Genomic DNA, 18,516 nt, shown 5'->3' with positions numbered 1-18,516 from the left:
CACCACCACCACCGGGCTGGGTACCACCGACAAAACGGGAGCAGACGGGCCCATGGGCAGCATCGTCGCCGAAAACCGCAAAAGCCTGATGCTCTTTTCCGGACGTGGCTTTCCGGAGCTGGCCAAGGAGATCGGTGAGGTGCTCGGCGTGGCGCCGACGCCGGCCGACGCGTACGAGTTCGCCAACGGCGAGATCTTCGTGCGGTTCAAGGACTCGGTGCGTGGTTCGGACGCCTTCGTGGTGCAGTCCGTGACGCACGGGGTGAACACCTGGGTCATGGAAACCCTGATCATGGTGGACGCGCTGAAGCGCGGGTCGGCCAAGCGGATCACCGTGGTGCTGCCGTTCTACCCGTACGCGCGTCAGGACAAGAAGCACCGCGGTCGTGAGCCGATCTCGGCACGGCTGGTGGCGGACCTGCTGAAGACGGCCGGCGCGAACCGGATCCTCACCGTCGACCTGCACACCGCGCAGATCCAGGGCTTCTTCGACGGTCCGGTCGACCACCTCTTCGCGATGGACATCCTCGCCGAGTACGTGGAGCACAGGTACGCCGGCCGGCCGATGACCGTGGTGGCACCGGACTCGGGCCGGGTACGGGTGGCCGAGCGGTGGACCGACCGTCTGGGCGGCTGCCCGCTGGCGTTCATCCACAAGACCCGCGACCCGATGAAGCCCAACCAGGTGGTGGCGAACCGCGTGGTCGGCGAGGTCGAGGGTCGGGTCTGCCTGATCGTCGACGACATGATCGACACCGGTGGCACGATCACCGGCGCTGCGGACATCCTCAAGGAGTCGGGGGCGGCGGAGATCGTGGTCGCGTCCACCCACGCGCTGCTGTCCGATCCGGCCACCGAGCGGTTGAAGAACAGCCCGATCAGTGAGGTCGTGGTGACCAACACGCTGCCGTTGCCGCCGGAGAAGCAGCTCGACAAGCTGACCGTGCTGTCGATCGCGCCGCTGCTGGCGCGGGCGATCCGGGAGGTCTTCGACGATGGCTCGGTGACCACCCTCTTCGGTGGCCTGAGCTGAGCGTCGCGGTGCGGTGAGCCCCGTTTCCGGCATCCGCCGCGCCGACGGAGCCGGGCTGGCAGGCTGGTGAGAACAGGGCTGGCACGCTGGTGGGAACACCACCGGCGCGCCGGCCTGGAGCCGTGAACGGGGACTGCCGGCAACCCCGGAATCAGCTCGGGTAGACTGGTGCGGTTGCCACGGCGAGGGTGCCCGGCGGGCCGCTGAACAGCGCCGCACGGAGGCACCGTCATCGACGCGGTGCTCCGGGCAGTCGTTCATGACGCATGAGCCCCAAGCGAGCCCCTCGCCCCAGCACCGCCAGACGACAAGCCGCCGCAGCGAAAAGCATCAGGAGTTTCCCCGTGTCCGAGGTAAAGATCAGCGCCGAGCCCCGCACCGAGTTCGGCAAGGGTGGTGCCCGCCGTACCCGCCGGGCCGGCAAGGTGCCCGCCGTGCTGTACGGCCACGGCGAGAAGCCGAAGCACATCGCGCTGCCGTCCCGTGAGTTCGCCGCCGCGATCCGCAAGGGTGGCGCCAACCAGCTGTTCGCGATCGACATCACCGACGGCACGCAGGTGCTGGCGCTGCCGAAGGCGATCCAGCGTGACCCGATCAAGGACACCTTCGAGCACGTGGACCTCCTCCTGGTCCGCCGAGGCGAGAAGGTCACCGTCGAGGTCCCGGTCCAGCTGACCGGTGAGGCCGCGAGGGACACCCTGATCGTGCACGACCACGACACCCTCTCGGTGACCGCCGACGCCACCAAGGTGCCGGATCACCTCGAGGCGTCGATCGAGGGCCTGGAGGCGGGCTCGCAGGTGACCGCCGCCGACGTGACGCTGCCGACCGGTGTCGAGCTGGTGGCCGACTCGGAGCTGACTGTCGCCTCCGTGACCGCCGCCCCGACGGCCGAGCAGCTCGAGGCGACGCTGCCCGAGATCGAGGTGGCGACCGAGGAGGACGAGGCCGAGGTCGGCGAGGTCACCGAGGGTTCCGAGGGTGCGGACGCCGCCCCGACCGCCGAGGGCGGGGAGAACACCGAGGCGCGCACCGAGGCCTGATCGGTTCGTACTGTGCGGCAGGCGTCCCCGAGCGTTCGGGGGCGCCTGTCGGCGTATCGGGTGTCGGTGAAACGGACGGCGGGAGAGGCGGGGTCGTGACGGACGAGGCGGGGCCGTGGCTGGTGGTCGGCCTGGGCAACCCGGGTCGGGAGTACGCCGGTAACCGGCACAACGTCGGGTTCATGGTGGCCGACCTGCTGGCCGGTCGGGTGGGCGCGAAGTTCGGCCGGCACAAGCGCGCCGTGGCCGAGGCGGGCGAGGGTCGACTGGGTTTCGGCGGGCCGAAGCTGGTGTTGGCCAAGCCGTTGACGTACATGAACCTCTCCGGAGCGCCGGTGGCGGCGCTCGCCCAGTTCTACAAGGTGTCGCCCGCGCAGGTGATCGCGGTGCACGACGAGCTGGACATCGAGTTCGGCCAGGTGCGGGTCAAGTGCGGGGGCGGTGAGGGCGGGCACAACGGCCTGCGCTCGATGTCGAAGTCGTTGGGTACCAAGGAGTACGTGCGGGTGCGGTTCGGCATCGGCCGGCCGCCTGGGCGCCAGGACCCGGCGGACTACGTGCTGTCGGATTTCGGCGCGACCGAGCGCAAGGAGCTGGATTTTCTGGTCGACCGGGCCGCTGATGTGGTGGAGTCGGTGGTCGTCAAGGGCGTGGAGCCGACGCAGAACCTCTACCACGGCGGTTGAGCCGGGCGGGGCGTACCGGATCGGGGTTGTTGGGCCGGTAGTCTGCGCCTTTCGGCGTGCCGCGACCGACGACGCGGGTCGCGGCGGAGCGCCGTGCGGCACGGGTCGCGGCGAAGGCGACGGGAGCAGGCGAAATGACCAGTCCTCCGATGATCGACGGCGCGTTCGCCCGGTGGCTTGCGGCCCGGGCCGGCCAGGCGCTGCTCGACCTGCGGACGGAGCTGGGCTTCGCTGACGGCGGCGCGTTGAAGTCGGCCGGGGACAAGGTGTCGCACGACCTGATCCGCACCGAGCTGGCGAGGTGGCGGCCGGGGGACGCGGTGCTGTCCGAGGAGGACGAGGGGTCGCGGCTGTCCTGGGCGGCGGAGCTGGACGCCGGGGCGGTGTCCCGGCTGACCGCGGACCGGGTGTGGATCATCGACCCGTTGGACGGCACCCGGGAGTTCGCCGAGGAGGGCCGTTCGGACTGGGCGGTGCACGTGGCTCTGTGGGCGCGTAACGCGCCGAGCCCACACGGGTTGGTCGCCGGGGCGGTGGGGCTGCCGGCGCAGCATCGCGTGTTGGGCACTGACTACCCGCCGGCGTACCCACCCATGACGGTGGAGGCGGCGACGGCCGGCGTCCGGGTGATCCGGTTGGCGGCGAGTCGGAGTCGGCCGCCGGTGTTCCTCACCGACCTGGCCGAGGACATCGGTGCGAAGCTGGTGCCGATGGGGTCGGCCGGCGCGAAGATCGCTGCGGTGGTCACGGGTGAGGTGGACGCGTACATCCATGCCGGTGGGCAGTACGAGTGGGATTCGGCCGCGCCGGTGGCTGTGGCGACGGCCACGGGACTGCACGCTTCCCGGATCGACGGTTCTGCGCTGAGATACAACGAGGCGGATCCGCGGCTGCCTGATCTGCTGGTCTGCCGCAAGGATCTCGCCTCTCGGTTGCTTGCAGCGTTGCAGAGGCATTCCGGGTAGCCTGAGCGCACTTCTAGACATGCCCGACCGGAAAGGTCTGGAAATCGGATGAGCGAGCGAATCGAGCCGGGGTCGTGACCGCCCCCGCCGCCTACCGGGTCTCCCACCTGGACGCTCTGGAGGCGGAGAGCATCTTCGTGATGCGCGAGGTGGTCGCCGAGATGGAACGCCCGGTGCTGCTCTTCTCCGGCGGCAAGGACTCGATCGTCATGCTGCGGCTGGCGCAGAAGGCGTTCGCTCCGGCCAACATCCCCTTCCCGGTCATGCACGTCGACACCGGGCACAACTTCCCCGAGGTCCTGGAATACCGCGACCAGCGGGTCGCCGAGCTGGGGTTGCAGCTCGTGGTGGCCAGCGTGCCGCAGGCCCTGGCCAGCGGGCTGGTCCGGGAGTCCGGCGACGGGATGCGCAATCGGATCCAGACGCCGGTCCTGCTCGACGCGGTGGAGAGGCACCGCTTCGACGCGCTGTTCGGGGGTGCCCGCCGGGACGAGGAGAAGGCCCGGGCCAAGGAGCGGGTGTTCAGCTTCCGCGACGAGTTCGGCCAGTGGGACCCGAAGAACCAGCGGCCCGAGCTGTGGTCGCTCTACAACGGCCGGCACCACCCGGGCGAGTCGATCCGGGTCTTCCCGCTGTCCAACTGGACCGAACTGGATGTCTGGCACTACATCGCCCGCGAACGGATCCCGCTGCCGTCGATCTACTACGCGCACGAGCGCGAGGTGATCGAGCGCGACGGGATGGTCTACGCGGTCAACGAGTTCTTCCGTCCCCGGGCGGGGGAGGAGCGGTTCAAGGCGCAGGTGCGCTACCGCACCGTGGGCGACGCCTCCTGCACCGCGGCGGTCCGCTCGGACGCGGACACGGTGGAGAAGGTCATCGAGGAGGTGGCGGCCACCCGGATCACCGAGCGCGGCGCCACCCGTGGTGACGATCGGGTCAGCGAGGCCGCCATGGAGGACCGCAAGCGGGAGGGCTACTTCTGATGACCGACCTCGACGAGGTCCGGGCCGCCGACGCGGCGGACGGCCCGGCTGCCACCGCCGATGCGGCGGACGGCCCGGCTGCCACCTGGGCCGGGCCGGAGGCCCGAAGGATGGACCTGCTGCGCTTCGCCACCGCCGGCAGCGTGGACGACGGCAAGTCGACCCTGATCGGCCGGCTGCTCTACGACACCAAGTCGCTCTTCACCGACCAGTTGGCGGCGGTGGAGGCGGTCAGCGCGGCGCGCGGCGACGAATACACCAACCTGGCGCTGCTCACCGACGGTCTGCGCGCCGAGCGGGAGCAGGGCATCACCATCGACGTGGCGTACCGGTACTTCGCCACGCCGCGGCGCAAGTTCATCATCGCCGACACCCCCGGGCACATCCAGTACACCCGGAACATGGTCACCGGCGCGTCCACCGCCGACCTGGCGCTGATCCTGGTGGACGCCCGCAAGGGCCTGGTCGAGCAGTCCCGTCGACACGCGTTCCTCTGCTCGCTGCTGCGGGTGCCACACCTGGTCCTCTGCGTCAACAAGATGGACCTGGTGGACTGGTCGCAGGAGGTCTACGAGCGGATCGCCGACGAGTTCACCGCGTTCGCCGCGAAGCTCGACGTACCGGACCTGACCGTGGTGCCGGTCTCCGCGCTGCGCGGAGACAACATCGTCACCCGGTCGGAGAACATGCCGTGGTACGAGGGCTCCTCGCTCCTGCACCACCTGGAGCGCGTGCACATCGCCAGCGACCGCAACCTGGTCGACGTCCGGTTCCCGGTGCAGTACGTGATCCGGCCGCAGTCCACCACGGTCACCGACTACCGCGGCTACGCCGGTCAGGTGGCCTCCGGAGTGCTCAAGCCGGGCGACGAGGTGATGGTGCTGCCGTCCGGCTTCACCAGCCGGATCGCCGCGGTGGAGACCGCCGACGGGCCGGTCGCGGAGGCGTTCCCGCCGATGTCGGTGACGGTACGGCTGGTCGACGAGATCGACATCTCCCGTGGTGACATGATCTGCCGTCCCAACAACGCCCCCGCGGTCGCCCAGGACATCGAGGCGATGGTCTGCTGGATGGACGAGACCCGCCCGTTGCGGGTCGGCGGCCGTTACGCGATCAAGCACACCACCCGTTCGGCGCGCGCGATCGTGCGCGGCCTGCACTACCGGCTGGACATCAACTCACTGCACCGCGACGAGTCGGCCGACGAGCTGCGGCTCAACGAGATCGGCCGGGTGCGCCTGCGCACCACGGTGCCGCTGCTGGCCGACGAGTACCGGCGCAACCGCACCACCGGCGGTTTCGTCATCATCGACGAGGCCACCAACCGCACCGTCGGCGCCGGCATGATCGTCGAAGCCAGCTGACCTGCTCCATCCACGCCGCCCTGGCCGGGCTGTCTCGTGCCGCCGGCAAGATCACGCTCGATCAATGAACTAGTGGCCTCGCCCACCGGGTGAGGCCACTAGTTCCATGAACGACCACGATCTTCCACCCGGCGGGCGTGTCGAAGGGCGCCACCCCGCGACCGCGGCGGGTGTTGTGGGTCAGTCGATGCGGGTTGCGCCGGGGGCGGGGACGACCGGGACGGTGTCTGGTGCGGTGAAGCCGCGTTCCGCGTACGCGGCCGTTACGGCGGCGGCCACCTCGTCGGACCGGTCGGCCTCCACGAGGGCGAGGACGCAGCCGCCGAAGCCGCCGCCGGTCATCCGGGCGCCCAGCGCGCCGGCCGCCAGCGCGGCCTCGACCGCGGTGTCGATCTCCGGCACGGTGATCTCGAAGTCGTCGCGCATCGAGACGTGCGATGCCGTGAGCAGCGGCCCGATGTCCCGGACCCGGCCGGCGCGCAGCAGCGCCACGGTGTCCAGCACCCGCTGGTCCTCGGTGACCACGTGCCGGACCCGCCGCCGGGTCTCCTCGTCGTCGAGCCGGGCCAGTGCGGCATCGAGCTGGTCGACGGTGACGTCGCGCAGCGCGGTCACGCCGAGGGCCCCGGCTGCCGCCTCGCAGGAGCGGCGGCGGGCAGCGTACTCGCCGTCGGCATGCCGGTGCGGCGCCCGGCTGTCGATGACCAGCACGGCCAGCCCGGCCGCGTCCAGGTCGAACGGGATGTGCTCGACCGACTCGTCGCGGCAGTCCAGGAAGAGGGCGTGCCCGGCGCGGCAGCGGATCGCCGCCGACTGGTCCATGATCCCCGTCGGCGCGCCGACGTAGACGTTCTCGGCGCGCTGCGCCAGCCGGGGCTGCCGCTCGGTGGGCAGCTCCAGCCCACCGAGGTCGAGCAGCGCGGCGAGCACGGCCGACTCCAGCGCGGCCGACGAGGACAGCCCGGCGCCCAGGGGCACGTCGGAAGCGATCGCCAGCCGCGCGCCGGGCACCTGGTGACCGGCCTCGCGCAGCGCCCAGACCACCCCGGCCACGTACGCGCCCCAGCCGGTGACCCGGCCCGGCTCGGCCACGTCGTCCGCGCCGAAGGTGATCGTCTCGCCGGACAGCTCGGACCAGACCGTCCAGCGGTCGCCGTCCTGCCGGTCGGCCGCGACCACGGTGCGTAGCGGCAACGCGAAGGGCAGCACGAACCCCTCGTTGTAGTCGGTGTGTTCGCCGATCAGGTTGACCCGGCCGGGAGCCGCCCAGCGGCCAGCCGCCCGGTCGGCGTACTGCTCGACGAAGCCGGCGGCGGCCCGCTCGGCGACGTCACCGGTGGGGCCGGTCACGACTGCTCCAGGATGTGCGTGCGGTAGAAGGCCCAGGCGTCGCCGACCATGTCGTGCAGGGTCGCCTTCTGCGGCACCCAGCCCAACTCGTCGCGGGCCAGTGCCGAGGAGGCGACCAGCTCGGCGGGGTCGCCGTCGCGGCGTGGTGCCACCTCGACCGGCAGCGGGTGCCCGGTGACCTCGCGGACCACGTCGGCCACCTGCCGGTTGGTGAAGCCGTTGCCGTTGCCCAGGTTGTAGATCCGGTGCTGGCCTCCGGTGGCCGCGGCCAGTGCCAACAGGTGGGCACGGGCCAGGTCGGCGACGTGGATGTAGTCGCGGACGCAGGTGCCGTCCACGGTGGGGTAGTCGTCGCCGAAGAGCTGGAGCTTCTCGCGCCTGCCCGCGGCGACCTCCAACGCGATCGGGATCAGGTGCGTCTCCGGGTCGTGCCGTTCGCCGAGCGCGATGTCGCCATCGAGGTGCGCGCCGGCGACGTTGAAGTAGCGCAGCGACACGGCGGCCAGTCCGTGCGCGATCGCCTCGGACGTGAGCGCCATGTCGACGGCGAGCTTGGTGGCGCCGTACGTGTTGGTGGGCGCCTTGACCGCGGTCTCTGCGATGGGCAGCTCGGTGGGATTGCCGTAGACGGCGGCGGTGGAGGAGAAGACCATCCGGGGCACCCCGGCGGCCCGGACCGCGTCGATCAGGGCGAGGGTGCCGACGGTGTTGGTCTGCCAGTACAGCTCCGGCTTGACCATCGACTCGCCGGCGGCGATCAGGGCGGCGAAGTGCAGCACCCCGTCGAAGCCGGCGTCGGGGGTGACGACGCGGGCGGCATCGTGGATCGACGCCTCGACGTGCGTCGCGTCGGGAGCGAGTGACTCGCGGTGGCCGGTGCGCAGGTCGTCCAGGACCACCACCTGGTGGCCCGCGTCGAGCAGCATCCGGGTCACCACGCTGCCGATGAAGCCAGCGCCCCCCGTGACGAGCAGTTTCACGTCGTTGCCTCCTGCCTGGCCCGCCCGGGACGTGGCCCTTCGGTGATCACCCTACGGCGGTGGTCGGCACCCCGACCGACCACGCTGACATCCCTATTCCATCATAATCTCTCACGTTTAAACAGAGCCGAACATGAGTGGTGGCGCGCCTGATGCCCGGTGCGGTGGGCTGTCGGTGTCTACCATCTCTGTCATGCGGGAAGCGGCCCGTACCGGGCTCAGGCGACGCGCGCGGGGACGACCCCGTCGCGATCCCGGCCCGCTCGCCCGGGCCGTCGCCCGGGTGGTGGTCCGCGCCGCCGACGGTGCCACCCGCCTCGTCACCGACCTGCTCGGAGCCGGCCCCGCGGCCGGCCGGGAGCGCATCTCCGAGGCCGAACTGCGGGACCTCGTCGCGGCGAACACGCTGCTCGACCCGGACGAACGGCGGATCATCGACGAGGTCCTGGTGGCCGGTGCAAGCCTGGTCCGCGAGGTGATGATGCCCCGCACCGAGGTCGTCTTCCTGCCCGCCCGGCTGACCATCGCCGAGGCCGCCCGGTTGGTCCGCGCCGAGACGCACACCCGCTACCCGGTCACCGACGGCACCCACGACGACGTGGTGGGATTCGTCCACCTGCGCGACGTGCTGCTGCGTCCGGACGTCGACCCGTGCGTCACCGTCGGCGAGCTCATCCGCGAGGTGAAGCGGCTGCCCGGCACCAAGCGGGTGCTGCCCGCGCTCAGCGAGATGCGCCGGGAGGGCCAGCACCTGGCGGTGGTCGTCGACGAGTACGGCGGCACCGCCGGGATCGTCACCCTGGAGGACCTGATCGAGGAGCTGATCGGCGAGATCCACGACGAGTACGACACCGCGCCGGACCCGGTGCACGGCCTGCCCGCCGTGGTGGACGGCCGGCTCAACCTGGCGGACTTCGCCGAGCGGACCGGGCTGGCGCTGCCCGTCGGGCCGTACGAGACGGTCGGCGGCTTCGTGATGGCCGCGCTGGGTCGTCTTGCGGTGTGTGGCGACGAGGTACCGGTGCCCGCTGAGCCGGCCGGCGGACCCGTCCCGGCCGACCCGCAGGGTGGCTGGTTGCTGCGGGTGCTGGCCCTGGACGGACGCCGGGTGGCCAGGCTCGCGGTCTCCGCCGTCCGGATGCCCGAGCAACGCCGCGAGGTCGGCACCGGGCAGCCCCGTGGCGCGGGGCGTTCTCCCGAGCCCGTGGCCGGGCAGCACCGCGGTGCCGCGGTTGGGCCGACCCGCCGGGTCGACGCGGGGGAGCCGCGCGAGGTCAACACCCCGACTTCGGCGGGCCGCGGCCGACCCGCCGGCCCGTCATGACGGACCCCGTTGCTTGCTGACAGAATTGTCGCCATGTCCGACGTTCCCGCCCGCCCCCGCGTCTTCTCCGGCATCCAGCCGACGGCCGACTCTTTCCACCTCGGCAACTACCTGGGCGCGGTGCGGCACTGGGTGGCCCTGCAGGAGACCCACGACGCGTTCTACTGCGTGGTGGACCTGCATGCGATCACCGCGGGCCATGACCCGGCGCTGCTGCGCCAGCGGACGCGGGTGGCCGCCGCCCAGCTCTTCGCGGTTGGTCTGGACCCGGAGCGCAGCACCCTGTTCGTGCAGTCGCAGGTGCCCGAGCACCCTCAGCTGGCCTGGGTGCTCGGCTGCATCACCGGCTTCGGCGAGGCCAGCCGGATGACCCAGTTCAAGGACAAGTCGCAGAAGCAGGGCAACGAGCGGGCCAGCGTCGGGCTGTTCACCTACCCGATCCTGCAGGCTGCCGACATCCTGCTGTACCAGGCCAACGCGGTGCCGGTCGGCGAGGACCAGCGCCAGCACCTGGAGCTCTCGCGGGACCTGGCCCAGCGGTTCAACTCGCTGTTCGGCCCGACGTTCACGGTGCCCGCGCCGCACATCGTCAAGGACACCGCGAAGATCACCGATCTGCAGGACCCGACGGCGAAGATGTCCAAGTCGTCGTCCTCGCCGGCCGGCATCATCGACCTGCTGGAGGACCCGGCCCGCTCGGCCAAGAAGATCCGCTCGGCGGTGACCGACACCGGCCGGGAGATCGTCTTCGACACCGAGACCAAGCCGGGAGTGTCCAACCTGCTGACCATCCACTCGGCGCTGAGCGGGCGCGGCATCGACGAGCTGGTGGGGGCGTACGCCGGACGCGGTTACGGCGACCTGAAGAAGGACCTGGCCGAGGTGGTGGCGGAGTTCGTCCGCCCCATCCAGGAGCGCACCCGCACCTATCTCGACGACCCGGCGCAGTTGGACAAGCTGCTCGCCACCGGGGCGGAGAAGGCCAGGGCGGTGGCCGCACCGACCGTGCGATCCGCGTACGAGCGGGTCGGTTTCTTTCCGCCGGTACGCGGCGAATAGCGCCCCGGGACAGGTGGGCGGGTCGGTGGCCGGAGCGGCGCGGAGCGTGGATCGCAGTGGCGGGGTGCCGCCGACCGGCGACACGATCCAGATCGGCATCGCGGTGGACATCCCGGAACCGTGGGGAGCCGACCTCACCCTGCGGCGGGTCAAGGCCGGCGACCCACTGGCGGTGCCCGCGCACGTGACGTTGCTGGGCCCGACCGAGATCCCGACGACCGCCCTGCCGGCCGTCGAGCGTCACCTGGCCTCCGTCGCCGCCGCGCACCTGCCGTTCGCGCTGCACCTGCGGGGCACCGGAACGTTCCGCCCGGTGACCCAGGTGGTGTTCGTGGCGGTCGCCGCCGGGATCAGTGAGTGTGAGTTGTTGGCCGCCGCCATCGCGCAGGCGCCGGCCCTGCACCGTGAGGCCCGCTTCCCGTACCATCCGCACGTCACCGTGGCGCAGGACGTGGCACCGGAGGCGTTGGACAAGGTCTACGAGGACCTGGCCGACTTCTCCGCGATGTTCGAGGTCGACGGGTTCACCCTGTTCTCGCACAGCGGGCAGGCCCGGTGGCAGCCGCGTCGGGATTTCCGCCTCGGCGGCTGACCGGTCGGCGACGCGCCGGTCGGCGAGCACCGGAAGCCGGTTGCTCCTGTGGCGGTGGAAGATCGGCGAGGATGACCGCGTGAACGTGATGGGGTCGATCGAGGCGGGCATCGACCGCTGGGTGAGCGCCGCGCGCTGCCGGTCGGCGCTCTTCGACCATGTGTGGCGGGCCGGTGCGCTCTACGCGGAGCTGCTGGCCGGGCGTCTGGCCGCCGCGATCGCCTACTACGGCTTCTTCGCGGTGTTCGCCCTCGCGCTGGTCGCATACTCGATCTTCGGTGCGATCCTGGAGGACAACGACGACGTCAGTGCGGCTGCCGCCGGTTTCCTGAAGGAGAATCTGCCCTTTCTGGACGCCCAGCAGATCGCCAACTCCAGCGGCACGGTCGGCGTGATCGGCCTGGTCATCCTGATCTTCACCGGAATCGGCTGGGTCGAGGCGATCCGCTCCTCGCAACGATTGATGTACCGGCTCAACCAGCAGCCCGGCAACCTGGTGATCCGACGGCTGGTCGACCTGGGCGTGATGATCGGCGTCTTCGTGCTGCTCGGTGTCTCCGTGGCGGCGGTGGACGCGCTGGAGTCGCTGCTGCGTTTCCTGCTGCGCAGCACCGGCTCGGTCGGTCTCACCACGGTCAGCGCCGTGCTCAGCGTGCTGGTCAACGCGGTGCTCGCGACCGCGCTGCTGGTCGCGGTGCCCCGGCTGCGGGTGAGCCGGTCCCGGCTGCGCCCGGTGGTGCTGCTGGTCGCCGTCGGTATCACGCTGCTCAACACTGTCGGGCGGTACTACGTGGTGCGCACCGAGCGCAACCCGGCGTACACCGTGGTGGCCGGCGCTGTCGGCCTGCTGCTCTATCTCTATCTGCTCAACCAACTGGTGCTGTTCGGGGCGGCGCTCCTCGCGACCAGTGGGCGTGGGCGGGTGCTGGATCTGGCGGAGGCCGCCCCGCTGGCGGCACCCGACGAGGACACCGACCCCGGTACGCCGGGAGGTGCGGGCTGATGGCCGAAGATGCGCAGATGACGGTCTCGGTCGACGCGGATTCGTCGGTGCCCCCGTACGAGCAGGTGCGCGGGCAGCTCGCCGAGCTGATCGGCGACGGTCGGTTGCCGGTGGGCAGCCGCCTGCCCACCGTCCGGCAGCTCGCCGCCGACCTGCGGCTGGCCGCCAACACGGTGGCCCGGGCCTACCGGGAGCTGGAGGCGGCCGGGCTGCTGGAGACTCGGGGACGCAACGGCACCTTCGTCGCCCCGGGCCGGGACGACGCCGTGGACCGGCTGCACAGGGCGGCGGCCGGTTACGCGGCCGAGGCGACGCGGCTCGGTGTGTCGCCCGCTACCGCGCTCGCCCTGGTCCGCGCCGCCCTGGACGCCGCCCGACCCGGCTGACCGTAGCCGATCGGGTGCCGGACGGGCGAAAACTGAGGCGAACGGCGTCGGCGCTCGCGTTCGCCGCTCAGAATGAGCCGGTGGGCGCACTCATGACACTGGACCTGCCAGCCGACTCGCCGCTGCTCGGCCTGCCGTGGATCATCACTTTCGGTCCGCTCGGTGACCTCGACGAGTGGGAGCCGGTGGTCTGCGGGCCGTACGAGCGGCCGCACGCGCTGGCGCTGGCGGAGGCGGTGGTGGCCGACGAACAGTTGATCGCCGTGGTGGAGCCGCTGCTGCCGGCACTGTCGCCCGACGAGATCCGTAGCGAGATCGCCGCTGCGCAGGTCGCCGCCGAGGACGAGGAACGCCAGGTCGAGGGCGCCGACCTGTACGGCGACTTCGAGGACGTGATCGACGAGGAGTTGGACGCCGCCGCCGACGAGGCGGGCCACGGCGCGCCCGTCGAGCCGCCGGACGAGGCTGAGGTTCGGGAGGGCTTCACCCGCATCGCGGCGCTGCTCACCGCGAAGTGACGGTCGGGCGCGACTAGCCGTCGGGACGGACACCGGCGCCACGCGGAGCGGACTCCGCGTGGCGCCAGCGCCACCTCACCCCCCACCACAAGGGGCCGGTAGCCCAGTCGCCCGTTGGCGCGGGGCACGACGGACGACCAGGTTGGTGACGGGTTACCCGCTCAACGCCGTTCCAACCAGGCTGCCGCGTCGACGGGCAGCAGATGGCCGGAGCCCTGCCCGGTGAGCGCCTCGCTTTCGACGAGCGGTTCGGCGTACCCGTCGATCAGGACCGGCGCGCCGCTGAGGTTGACCACGCAGGTCAGCACGGTCGCCCCGGAGGTCCGGGAGAAGGCCAGCACGCCGGGGCCGCTGTCCAGCCAGGTCAGGCCGTCGGCCTCGACGGCGAGCGCCGGGTGCTCGTGCCGGATCCGCGGGGCGGCCCGGTACAGCTCCAGCGTCGAGCCGGCCACGCCGGTCTGCGCGGTGACCGACAGGGCCCGCCAGGTCGCCGGGGCCGGTAGCCAGCTCCGTTCGCTGCCGGTCGGCGCGAAGCCGTACGGCGCCAGCTCGCCGCTCCACGGCGTGGGCACCCGGCAGCCGTTCCGACTCTCGCCGGTGCACAGGAACGCCGGATCCTGACGCAGCTCGTCAGGGAGGTCGAGCCCGAGCAGCTCGAGCTGGCGTTGGCCGGTCGTCATCGTGCTGAAGCCGACATCCGGCAGGAGCAATGCCGGTCGGCATCTGCAAGAGTCAAGCAGATCGTGCGTAAGGAAGCCGCACGACGGCCGGGGCGACCGCGGTGGAACCACGTACCACCAGCTCCGGGCGGAACAGGTACTCCGAGTGCGGGGCACCGTGCCCGTTGATCTCGTCCACCAGGGCTCGGACCGCTGCCACCGCCATCGCGGTGACCGGCTGCCGCATGGTGGTCAGCGGCGGGTCGGTGAAGGCCATCAGCGGCGAGTCGTCGTAGCCGACCACGGAGAGGTCGTCGGGGACGCTCAGGCCGCGCTGGCGGGCCGCCCGGACCGCGCCGAGCGCCATCAGGTCGGAGCCGCACACCACGCCGGTGACGCCGCGGTCCAGCAGGCGGCCGGCGGCGGCCTCGCCACCCTCCACACCGAACAGGGACAGCTCGGCCAGCGGACCCAGGTCGGCTTCGGCGACGCCGGCCAGCCGGGTCATCGCCGCGCGCCAGCCGGCCACCTTGCGCCGCACCGGAACGAAGCGGTCCGGGCCGGTGATCAGGCCGATCCGGCGGTGCCCGAGTGCGACCAGGTGGGCCACGGCCAGCTCGGCCGCCTCCCGGTCGTCGCAGGAGACGAACGGGGCGCCGATGCCGGGGACGTACCCGTTGATCATCACGACCGGTAGTGGCCGGGCGAGCAGCGCCCGGTAGCGGTCGTGGTTGGCCGCGGTGTCGGCGTGCAGACCGGAGACGAAGGCGATCCCGGAGACCTGCCGGTCCAGCAGCATCTCCACGTACTCGTCCTCGGTGACGCCGCCGGCGGTCTGGGTGCACAGCACCGGGGTGAACCCACTCTGCGCCAGGGTCGACTCGATGACCTGGGCGAAGGCGGGAAAGATCGGGTTTTCCAGCTCCGGCACCACCAGGCCGACCAGCCCGGCACTGCGCTTGCGCAGCCGGGCCGGGCGCTCGTAGCCGAGCACGTCGAGGGCGGTGAGGACGGCCTGTCGGGTCTCCGAAGCCACGCCGGGGCGGTCGTTCAGCACCCGCGACACCGTGGCCTCGCTGACTTCGGCCTGCTGGGCGATGTCGGACAGTCGAGCGCGCATGGCGGCACTTTAGCCCACCGGCAAGTTCTTGCGGGGGTCTCTGCAAGCCCTCCCATTCCTTGCACCGTCTTGCTAAGGCACCATACGACAGCAGCGGCGTGGCATCGATGCGCCGGATTGACTTTCAGACCCGGACCTGGCTGGCCCAGGGCTGGAAGGTGAGCTTCGGGTTGCGCAACCTCACCCGGGTGCTCACCGACCGGACCATCTCCGGCCCTCGCGATCGTCGGTCTGACCCTGGTCAACGCGGCGGTGGCGGTCTTTTGGCGGTAACGTCCGAGGCGGGGGTCACCCCCCGAAACCGGACTTTCGTGACGCCTCGGCTGCTCGCCTACCAGCACGAAGAGTGATGTGCCCCACGCAAGGGTTACACCCGGGTAACAGGCGTTCAACAGTCGTGCACGATTATCGGCCGGTGGGTGGGCGCGGGCGTACGCTCCCGTCCGTAACGTGGGACAGCCGGCGGCACACCGCAGGTCGGCTGATGGGCTGCCACCGCACTAGGCGCGGTGTGCAATGGGAAGGAGACGTCTTGCGTTCGGTGCGTGGGATGCGGATCGCCTCGATCTTCGCGGTGGGTGGGCTCGCGCTCACCGCCGCCGCTTGCGGCGAGGCCCCCAAGGATGACAACAACGCCGGCAGCGGCGCGAAGAAGTTCAGCGCCTGCATGGTGACCGACGTCGGCGGCATCGACGACAAGTCGTTCAACACCTCGGCCTGGAAGGGCCTGCAGCAGGCCAAGGCCGCCAACGACAACATCGACATCAAGTTCGTCGCGTCGAAGGCCGAGGCCGACTACGAGCCGAACCTGACGCAGTACGTCAACCAGAAGTGCAACTTCATCCTGGCGGTCGGTGGCCTGATGGCCAACGCCACCAAGAAGATCGCCACGGCCAACCCGAACCAGGAGTTCGGCATCGTCGACGCGAACCCGGGTCTGGACAACATCTACCCGATGCAGTTCGACACCGCCCAGGCCGCGTTCCAGGCCGGTTACCTGGCCGCCGGGCTGTCCAAGAGCGGCAAGGTCGGCACCTACGGTGGCCTGCCGATCCCGCCGGTGACCATCTTCATGGACGGCTTCGTCGACGGCGTGGCGTACTACAACACCACCAAGGGCAAGAACGTCCAGGCGCTCGGCTGGAACAAGGAGACCCAGAAGGGGTCCTTCACCAACGACTTCGCCAAGCAGGACGAGGGCAAGAAGGTCTCCGACGCGCTGGTCGCGCAGGGCGCCGACATCATCATGCCGGTCGCCGGCGGCTCCGGCCTCGGCACCACCTCCGCGGCCAAGGCCTCGGGCGGCAAGTACAGCACCATCTGGGTGGACGTCGACGGCTGCGAGAGCACCCCGGACTGCTCCGCGATCGTGACCACCGTGGTCAAGAACATCCCGGACGCCGTCAAGGAGGCCGTGGTCAAGGCCGCCGCTGGCGACAAGCTCCCGGCCAAGCCCGGCTTCGTCGGCACCCTGGCCAACAACGGCGTCTCGATCGCCCCGTACCACGACTTCGACAGCAAGGTCCCGGCCGAGCTGAAGACCGAGGTCGACAAGATCAAGGCGGACATCGCCGCCGGCACCATCACCGTCTCCTCGAAGGCCCAGCCGACCAAGTGACAACCGGCTGATCCTCCCGGTGAGATCATCGGGTAGGTCGGCGGAGACAGGTACGACCGATCCGGCCGCTCCGACCCCGCGGGTCACCACCCGCAGGGCCGGGGCGGCCGATCGCGCGCCACGATGACCGGGCCGTTCCGGCTCGGTCAACGGCAGCTACGCTGCACCATCGCTCGCACTCCAGGAGGTTGCGCTGAGACTCGAACTGCGCGGCATCACCAAGCGATTCGGTGATCTGGTCGCCAACGACCACATCGACCTGACGGTGGAGCCTGGAGAGATTCACGCCCTGCTCGGCGAGAACGGCGCGGGCAAGTCGACCCTGATGAACGTCCTCTACGGGCTCTACCAGCCCGACGAGGGCGAGATCCTGGTCGACGGCCAGCCGCTGAGGCTGAAGGGCCCGTCCGACGCGATCGGCGCCGGGATCGGCATGGTGCACCAGCACTTCATGCTGGTGCCGGTCTTCACCGTGGCGGAGAACATCATGCTCGGCGCCGAGCAGGTCAGGGGCGGCATCGCCGGTTTCCTGGACCGGCGGCGGGCGCGGCGCGAGGTCGCCGAGGTGTCCGAGCGCTACAACCTGCGCGTCGACCCGGATGCGTTGATCGAGGACCTGCCGGTCGGCATCCAGCAGCGCGTCGAGATCGTCAAGGCGCTCACCCGCGACGTCGACCTGCTCATCCTGGACGAGCCGACCGCGGTGCTCACCCCGCAGGAGACCGAGGAGTTGTTGACGGTCATGCGGTCGCTCAAGGCGGCCGGCAAGTCGATCGTCTTCATCACCCACAAACTGGGCGAGGTCAAGGCGATCGCCGACCGGATCACCGTGATCCGGCGCGGAAAGACCGTCGGCACCGCCTCGCCGGAGGCCAGTCGGGACGAGCTGGCCGCACTGATGGTCGGACGCAGCGTCCGGCTGACGGTGGAAAAGTCCCCGGCGACGCCGGGCGAGCCGGTGCTGGAGGTGGCCGGGCTGGTCGTCGACGACGACCGTCAGATCCGCGCGGTCAACGGAGTGGACCTGACCGTACGCGCCGGCGAGGTGCTCGGCGTGGCGGGCGTACAGGGCAACGGCCAGACCGAGCTGATCGAGGCGATCATGGGACTGCGTCCGGTGCTCGCCGGCACGGTCAGCCTGGCCGGCGACCGGATCGACGGCTGGAAGACGAAGAAGGTGCTCCGCGCCGGCGTCGGCTACGTGCCCGAGGATCGCAGCGTGGACGGCCTGGTCAAGGAATTCAGCGTCGCCGAGAACCTGGTTCTGGACATCTACGACCGGCCGCCGTTCGGCACCGGGCTCGCGCTCAAGCCGGACGCGATCGCGGCGTCGGCGAAGGAGCGCATCGAGCAGTTCGACGTCCGCACCTCGTCGGCCGACGCGCCCGTGGGCACCCTGTCCGGCGGCAACCAGCAGAAGGTGATCGTGGCCCGGGAGCTGTCCCGGCCGCTGAAGCTCTTCATCGCCGCCCAGCCGACCCGGGGCGTGGACGTCGGGTCGATCGAGTTCATCCACAGCCGGATCATCCACGAGCGGGACGTCGGCACCGCCGTCATGGTGGTCTCCAGTGAGCTCGACGAGGTCATCGGGCTGGCCGACCGGATCGCGGTCATGTACCGGGGCCGGATCATCGGCATCGTCGGCCCGGACACTCCGCGTGAGGAGATCGGCCTGCTGATGGCCGGTATCAGCCGCGACGAGGCCCAGCAGGACGCGCCGACCAATGACGCGCCCGCGAGCGAGGACGAGGCATGAGCGAGCGTCAGCGAGCGAATCATCGTTGCAGTGCGGTGGTGCCTCGTGGCGTCACGCAGCGAAGCGGAGTGACG

General features: G+C 70.8%; 18 protein-coding genes and 1 pseudogene. 15 read left to right on the top strand and 4 right to left on the bottom strand.

The window, feature by feature from the left end; genetic code table 11:
• Positions 1–52 precede the first annotated feature (52 nt).
• From ACLJN9_RS05420 to ACLJN9_RS05395, 6 genes are all read left to right on the top strand, one after another.
• Entirely contained in the window at positions 53–1,033 is a 981-nt protein-coding gene (locus ACLJN9_RS05420; protein WP_410809960.1) for a ribose-phosphate diphosphokinase, read from the top strand.
• A gap of 344 nt (positions 1,034–1,377) precedes the next feature.
• Complete coding sequence (locus tag ACLJN9_RS05415) at positions 1,378–2,076, top strand: 50S ribosomal protein L25/general stress protein Ctc (RefSeq protein ID WP_410809958.1); 699 nt, start codon at positions 1,378–1,380, stop codon at positions 2,074–2,076.
• A gap of 95 nt (positions 2,077–2,171) precedes the next feature.
• The gene (gene pth / locus ACLJN9_RS05410; RefSeq protein ID WP_410809956.1) at positions 2,172–2,762 is read left to right on the top strand and encodes an aminoacyl-tRNA hydrolase; all 591 of its coding nucleotides are present in this window, start codon (positions 2,172–2,174) and stop codon (positions 2,760–2,762) included.
• Between the two features lie 134 nt (positions 2,763–2,896).
• Positions 2,897–3,727: an inositol monophosphatase family protein gene (locus ACLJN9_RS05405; protein WP_410809954.1), complete on the top strand. Its 831-nt coding sequence runs from the start codon at positions 2,897–2,899 to the stop codon at positions 3,725–3,727.
• Between the two features lie 74 nt (positions 3,728–3,801).
• Positions 3,802–4,713: a sulfate adenylyltransferase subunit CysD gene (cysD, locus tag ACLJN9_RS05400; protein WP_410809952.1), complete on the top strand. Its 912-nt coding sequence runs from the start codon at positions 3,802–3,804 to the stop codon at positions 4,711–4,713.
• Between the two features lie 110 nt (positions 4,714–4,823).
• Positions 4,824–6,077 carry a sulfate adenylyltransferase subunit 1 gene (locus ACLJN9_RS05395; RefSeq protein WP_410810203.1) on the top strand — a complete coding sequence of 418 codons (1,254 nt, stop codon included), beginning with the start codon at positions 4,824–4,826 and terminating at the stop codon, positions 6,075–6,077.
• Positions 6,078–6,257: 180 nt separating this feature from the next.
• Here the strand turns inward: ACLJN9_RS05395 and galK are convergent, their stop codons facing one another.
• Positions 6,258–7,427 (bottom strand): galactokinase, encoded by a 1,170-nt coding sequence (gene galK, locus ACLJN9_RS05390; RefSeq protein WP_410809950.1) that lies wholly within the window; start codon positions 7,425–7,427, stop codon positions 6,258–6,260.
• Entirely contained in the window at positions 7,424–8,407 is a 984-nt protein-coding gene (galE, locus tag ACLJN9_RS05385; RefSeq protein WP_410809948.1) for a UDP-glucose 4-epimerase GalE, read from the bottom strand. Before galE ends, galK begins: the two co-directional genes overlap by 4 nt.
• 193 nt (positions 8,408–8,600) lie before the next feature.
• Between galE and ACLJN9_RS05380 the strand changes: the two genes are divergently transcribed.
• The 6 genes from ACLJN9_RS05380 (at position 8,601) to ACLJN9_RS05355 (ending at position 13,289) form a co-directional block, all read left to right on the top strand.
• Complete coding sequence (locus ACLJN9_RS05380; protein ID WP_410809946.1) at positions 8,601–9,731, top strand: hemolysin family protein; 1,131 nt, start codon at positions 8,601–8,603, stop codon at positions 9,729–9,731.
• A 33-nt stretch (positions 9,732–9,764) separates the two neighbouring features.
• Positions 9,765–10,790, top strand: coding sequence for a tryptophan--tRNA ligase (gene trpS, locus ACLJN9_RS05375; protein WP_410809944.1), 1,026 nt, complete (start codon positions 9,765–9,767; stop codon positions 10,788–10,790).
• A 25-nt stretch (positions 10,791–10,815) separates the two neighbouring features.
• On the top strand, positions 10,816–11,382 hold the full coding sequence (locus ACLJN9_RS05370; RefSeq protein WP_410809942.1) for a 2'-5' RNA ligase family protein: 567 nt from the start codon (positions 10,816–10,818) through the stop codon (positions 11,380–11,382).
• A gap of 79 nt (positions 11,383–11,461) precedes the next feature.
• On the top strand, positions 11,462–12,385 hold the full coding sequence (locus tag ACLJN9_RS05365) for a YihY/virulence factor BrkB family protein (RefSeq protein WP_410809940.1): 924 nt from the start codon (positions 11,462–11,464) through the stop codon (positions 12,383–12,385).
• Positions 12,385–12,771, top strand: a complete 387-nt coding sequence (locus ACLJN9_RS05360) for a GntR family transcriptional regulator (protein WP_410809938.1) — start codon at positions 12,385–12,387, stop codon at positions 12,769–12,771. Before ACLJN9_RS05365 ends, ACLJN9_RS05360 begins: the two co-directional genes overlap by 1 nt.
• Before the next feature lie 80 nt (positions 12,772–12,851).
• Positions 12,852–13,289, top strand: coding sequence for a hypothetical protein (locus ACLJN9_RS05355; RefSeq protein ID WP_410809936.1), 438 nt, complete (start codon positions 12,852–12,854; stop codon positions 13,287–13,289).
• Between the two features lie 161 nt (positions 13,290–13,450).
• Here ACLJN9_RS05355 and ACLJN9_RS05350 read toward each other — a convergent pair.
• Both ACLJN9_RS05350 and ACLJN9_RS05345 read right to left on the bottom strand, forming a co-directional pair.
• Positions 13,451–13,933 (bottom strand): annotated as a pseudogene (locus tag ACLJN9_RS05350) (DUF3459 domain-containing protein); the annotation flags it as partial.
• An 88-nt stretch (positions 13,934–14,021) separates the two neighbouring features.
• On the bottom strand, positions 14,022–15,068 hold the full coding sequence (locus ACLJN9_RS05345; protein ID WP_410809934.1) for a LacI family DNA-binding transcriptional regulator: 1,047 nt from the start codon (positions 15,066–15,068) through the stop codon (positions 14,022–14,024).
• Positions 15,069–15,175: 107 nt separating this feature from the next.
• On the opposite strand from ACLJN9_RS05345, the gene ACLJN9_RS05340 reads away from it, so the two are divergent.
• The 3 genes from ACLJN9_RS05340 to ACLJN9_RS05330 all read left to right on the top strand — a co-directional run bounded on the left by ACLJN9_RS05340 (position 15,176) and on the right by ACLJN9_RS05330 (position 18,442).
• Positions 15,176–15,418 carry a hypothetical protein gene (locus ACLJN9_RS05340; RefSeq protein ID WP_410809932.1) on the top strand — a complete coding sequence of 81 codons (243 nt, stop codon included), beginning with the start codon at positions 15,176–15,178 and terminating at the stop codon, positions 15,416–15,418.
• A 200-nt stretch (positions 15,419–15,618) separates the two neighbouring features.
• Positions 15,619–16,686: a BMP family lipoprotein gene (locus tag ACLJN9_RS05335; RefSeq protein ID WP_410810202.1), complete on the top strand. Its 1,068-nt coding sequence runs from the start codon at positions 15,619–15,621 to the stop codon at positions 16,684–16,686.
• Positions 16,687–16,879: 193 nt separating this feature from the next.
• On the top strand, positions 16,880–18,442 hold the full coding sequence (locus ACLJN9_RS05330) for an ABC transporter ATP-binding protein (RefSeq protein ID WP_410810201.1): 1,563 nt from the start codon (positions 16,880–16,882) through the stop codon (positions 18,440–18,442).
• Positions 18,443–18,516 lie beyond the last annotated feature (74 nt).

Source organism: Micromonospora sp. 067-2, from assembly GCF_046549295.1.
In the GTDB taxonomy this organism is placed as follows: Bacteria; Actinomycetota; Actinomycetes; order Mycobacteriales; family Micromonosporaceae; genus Micromonospora.
The sequence above is the reverse complement of the archived record's forward strand: the minus strand, read 5'-3'. Positions and strand labels throughout refer to the sequence as shown.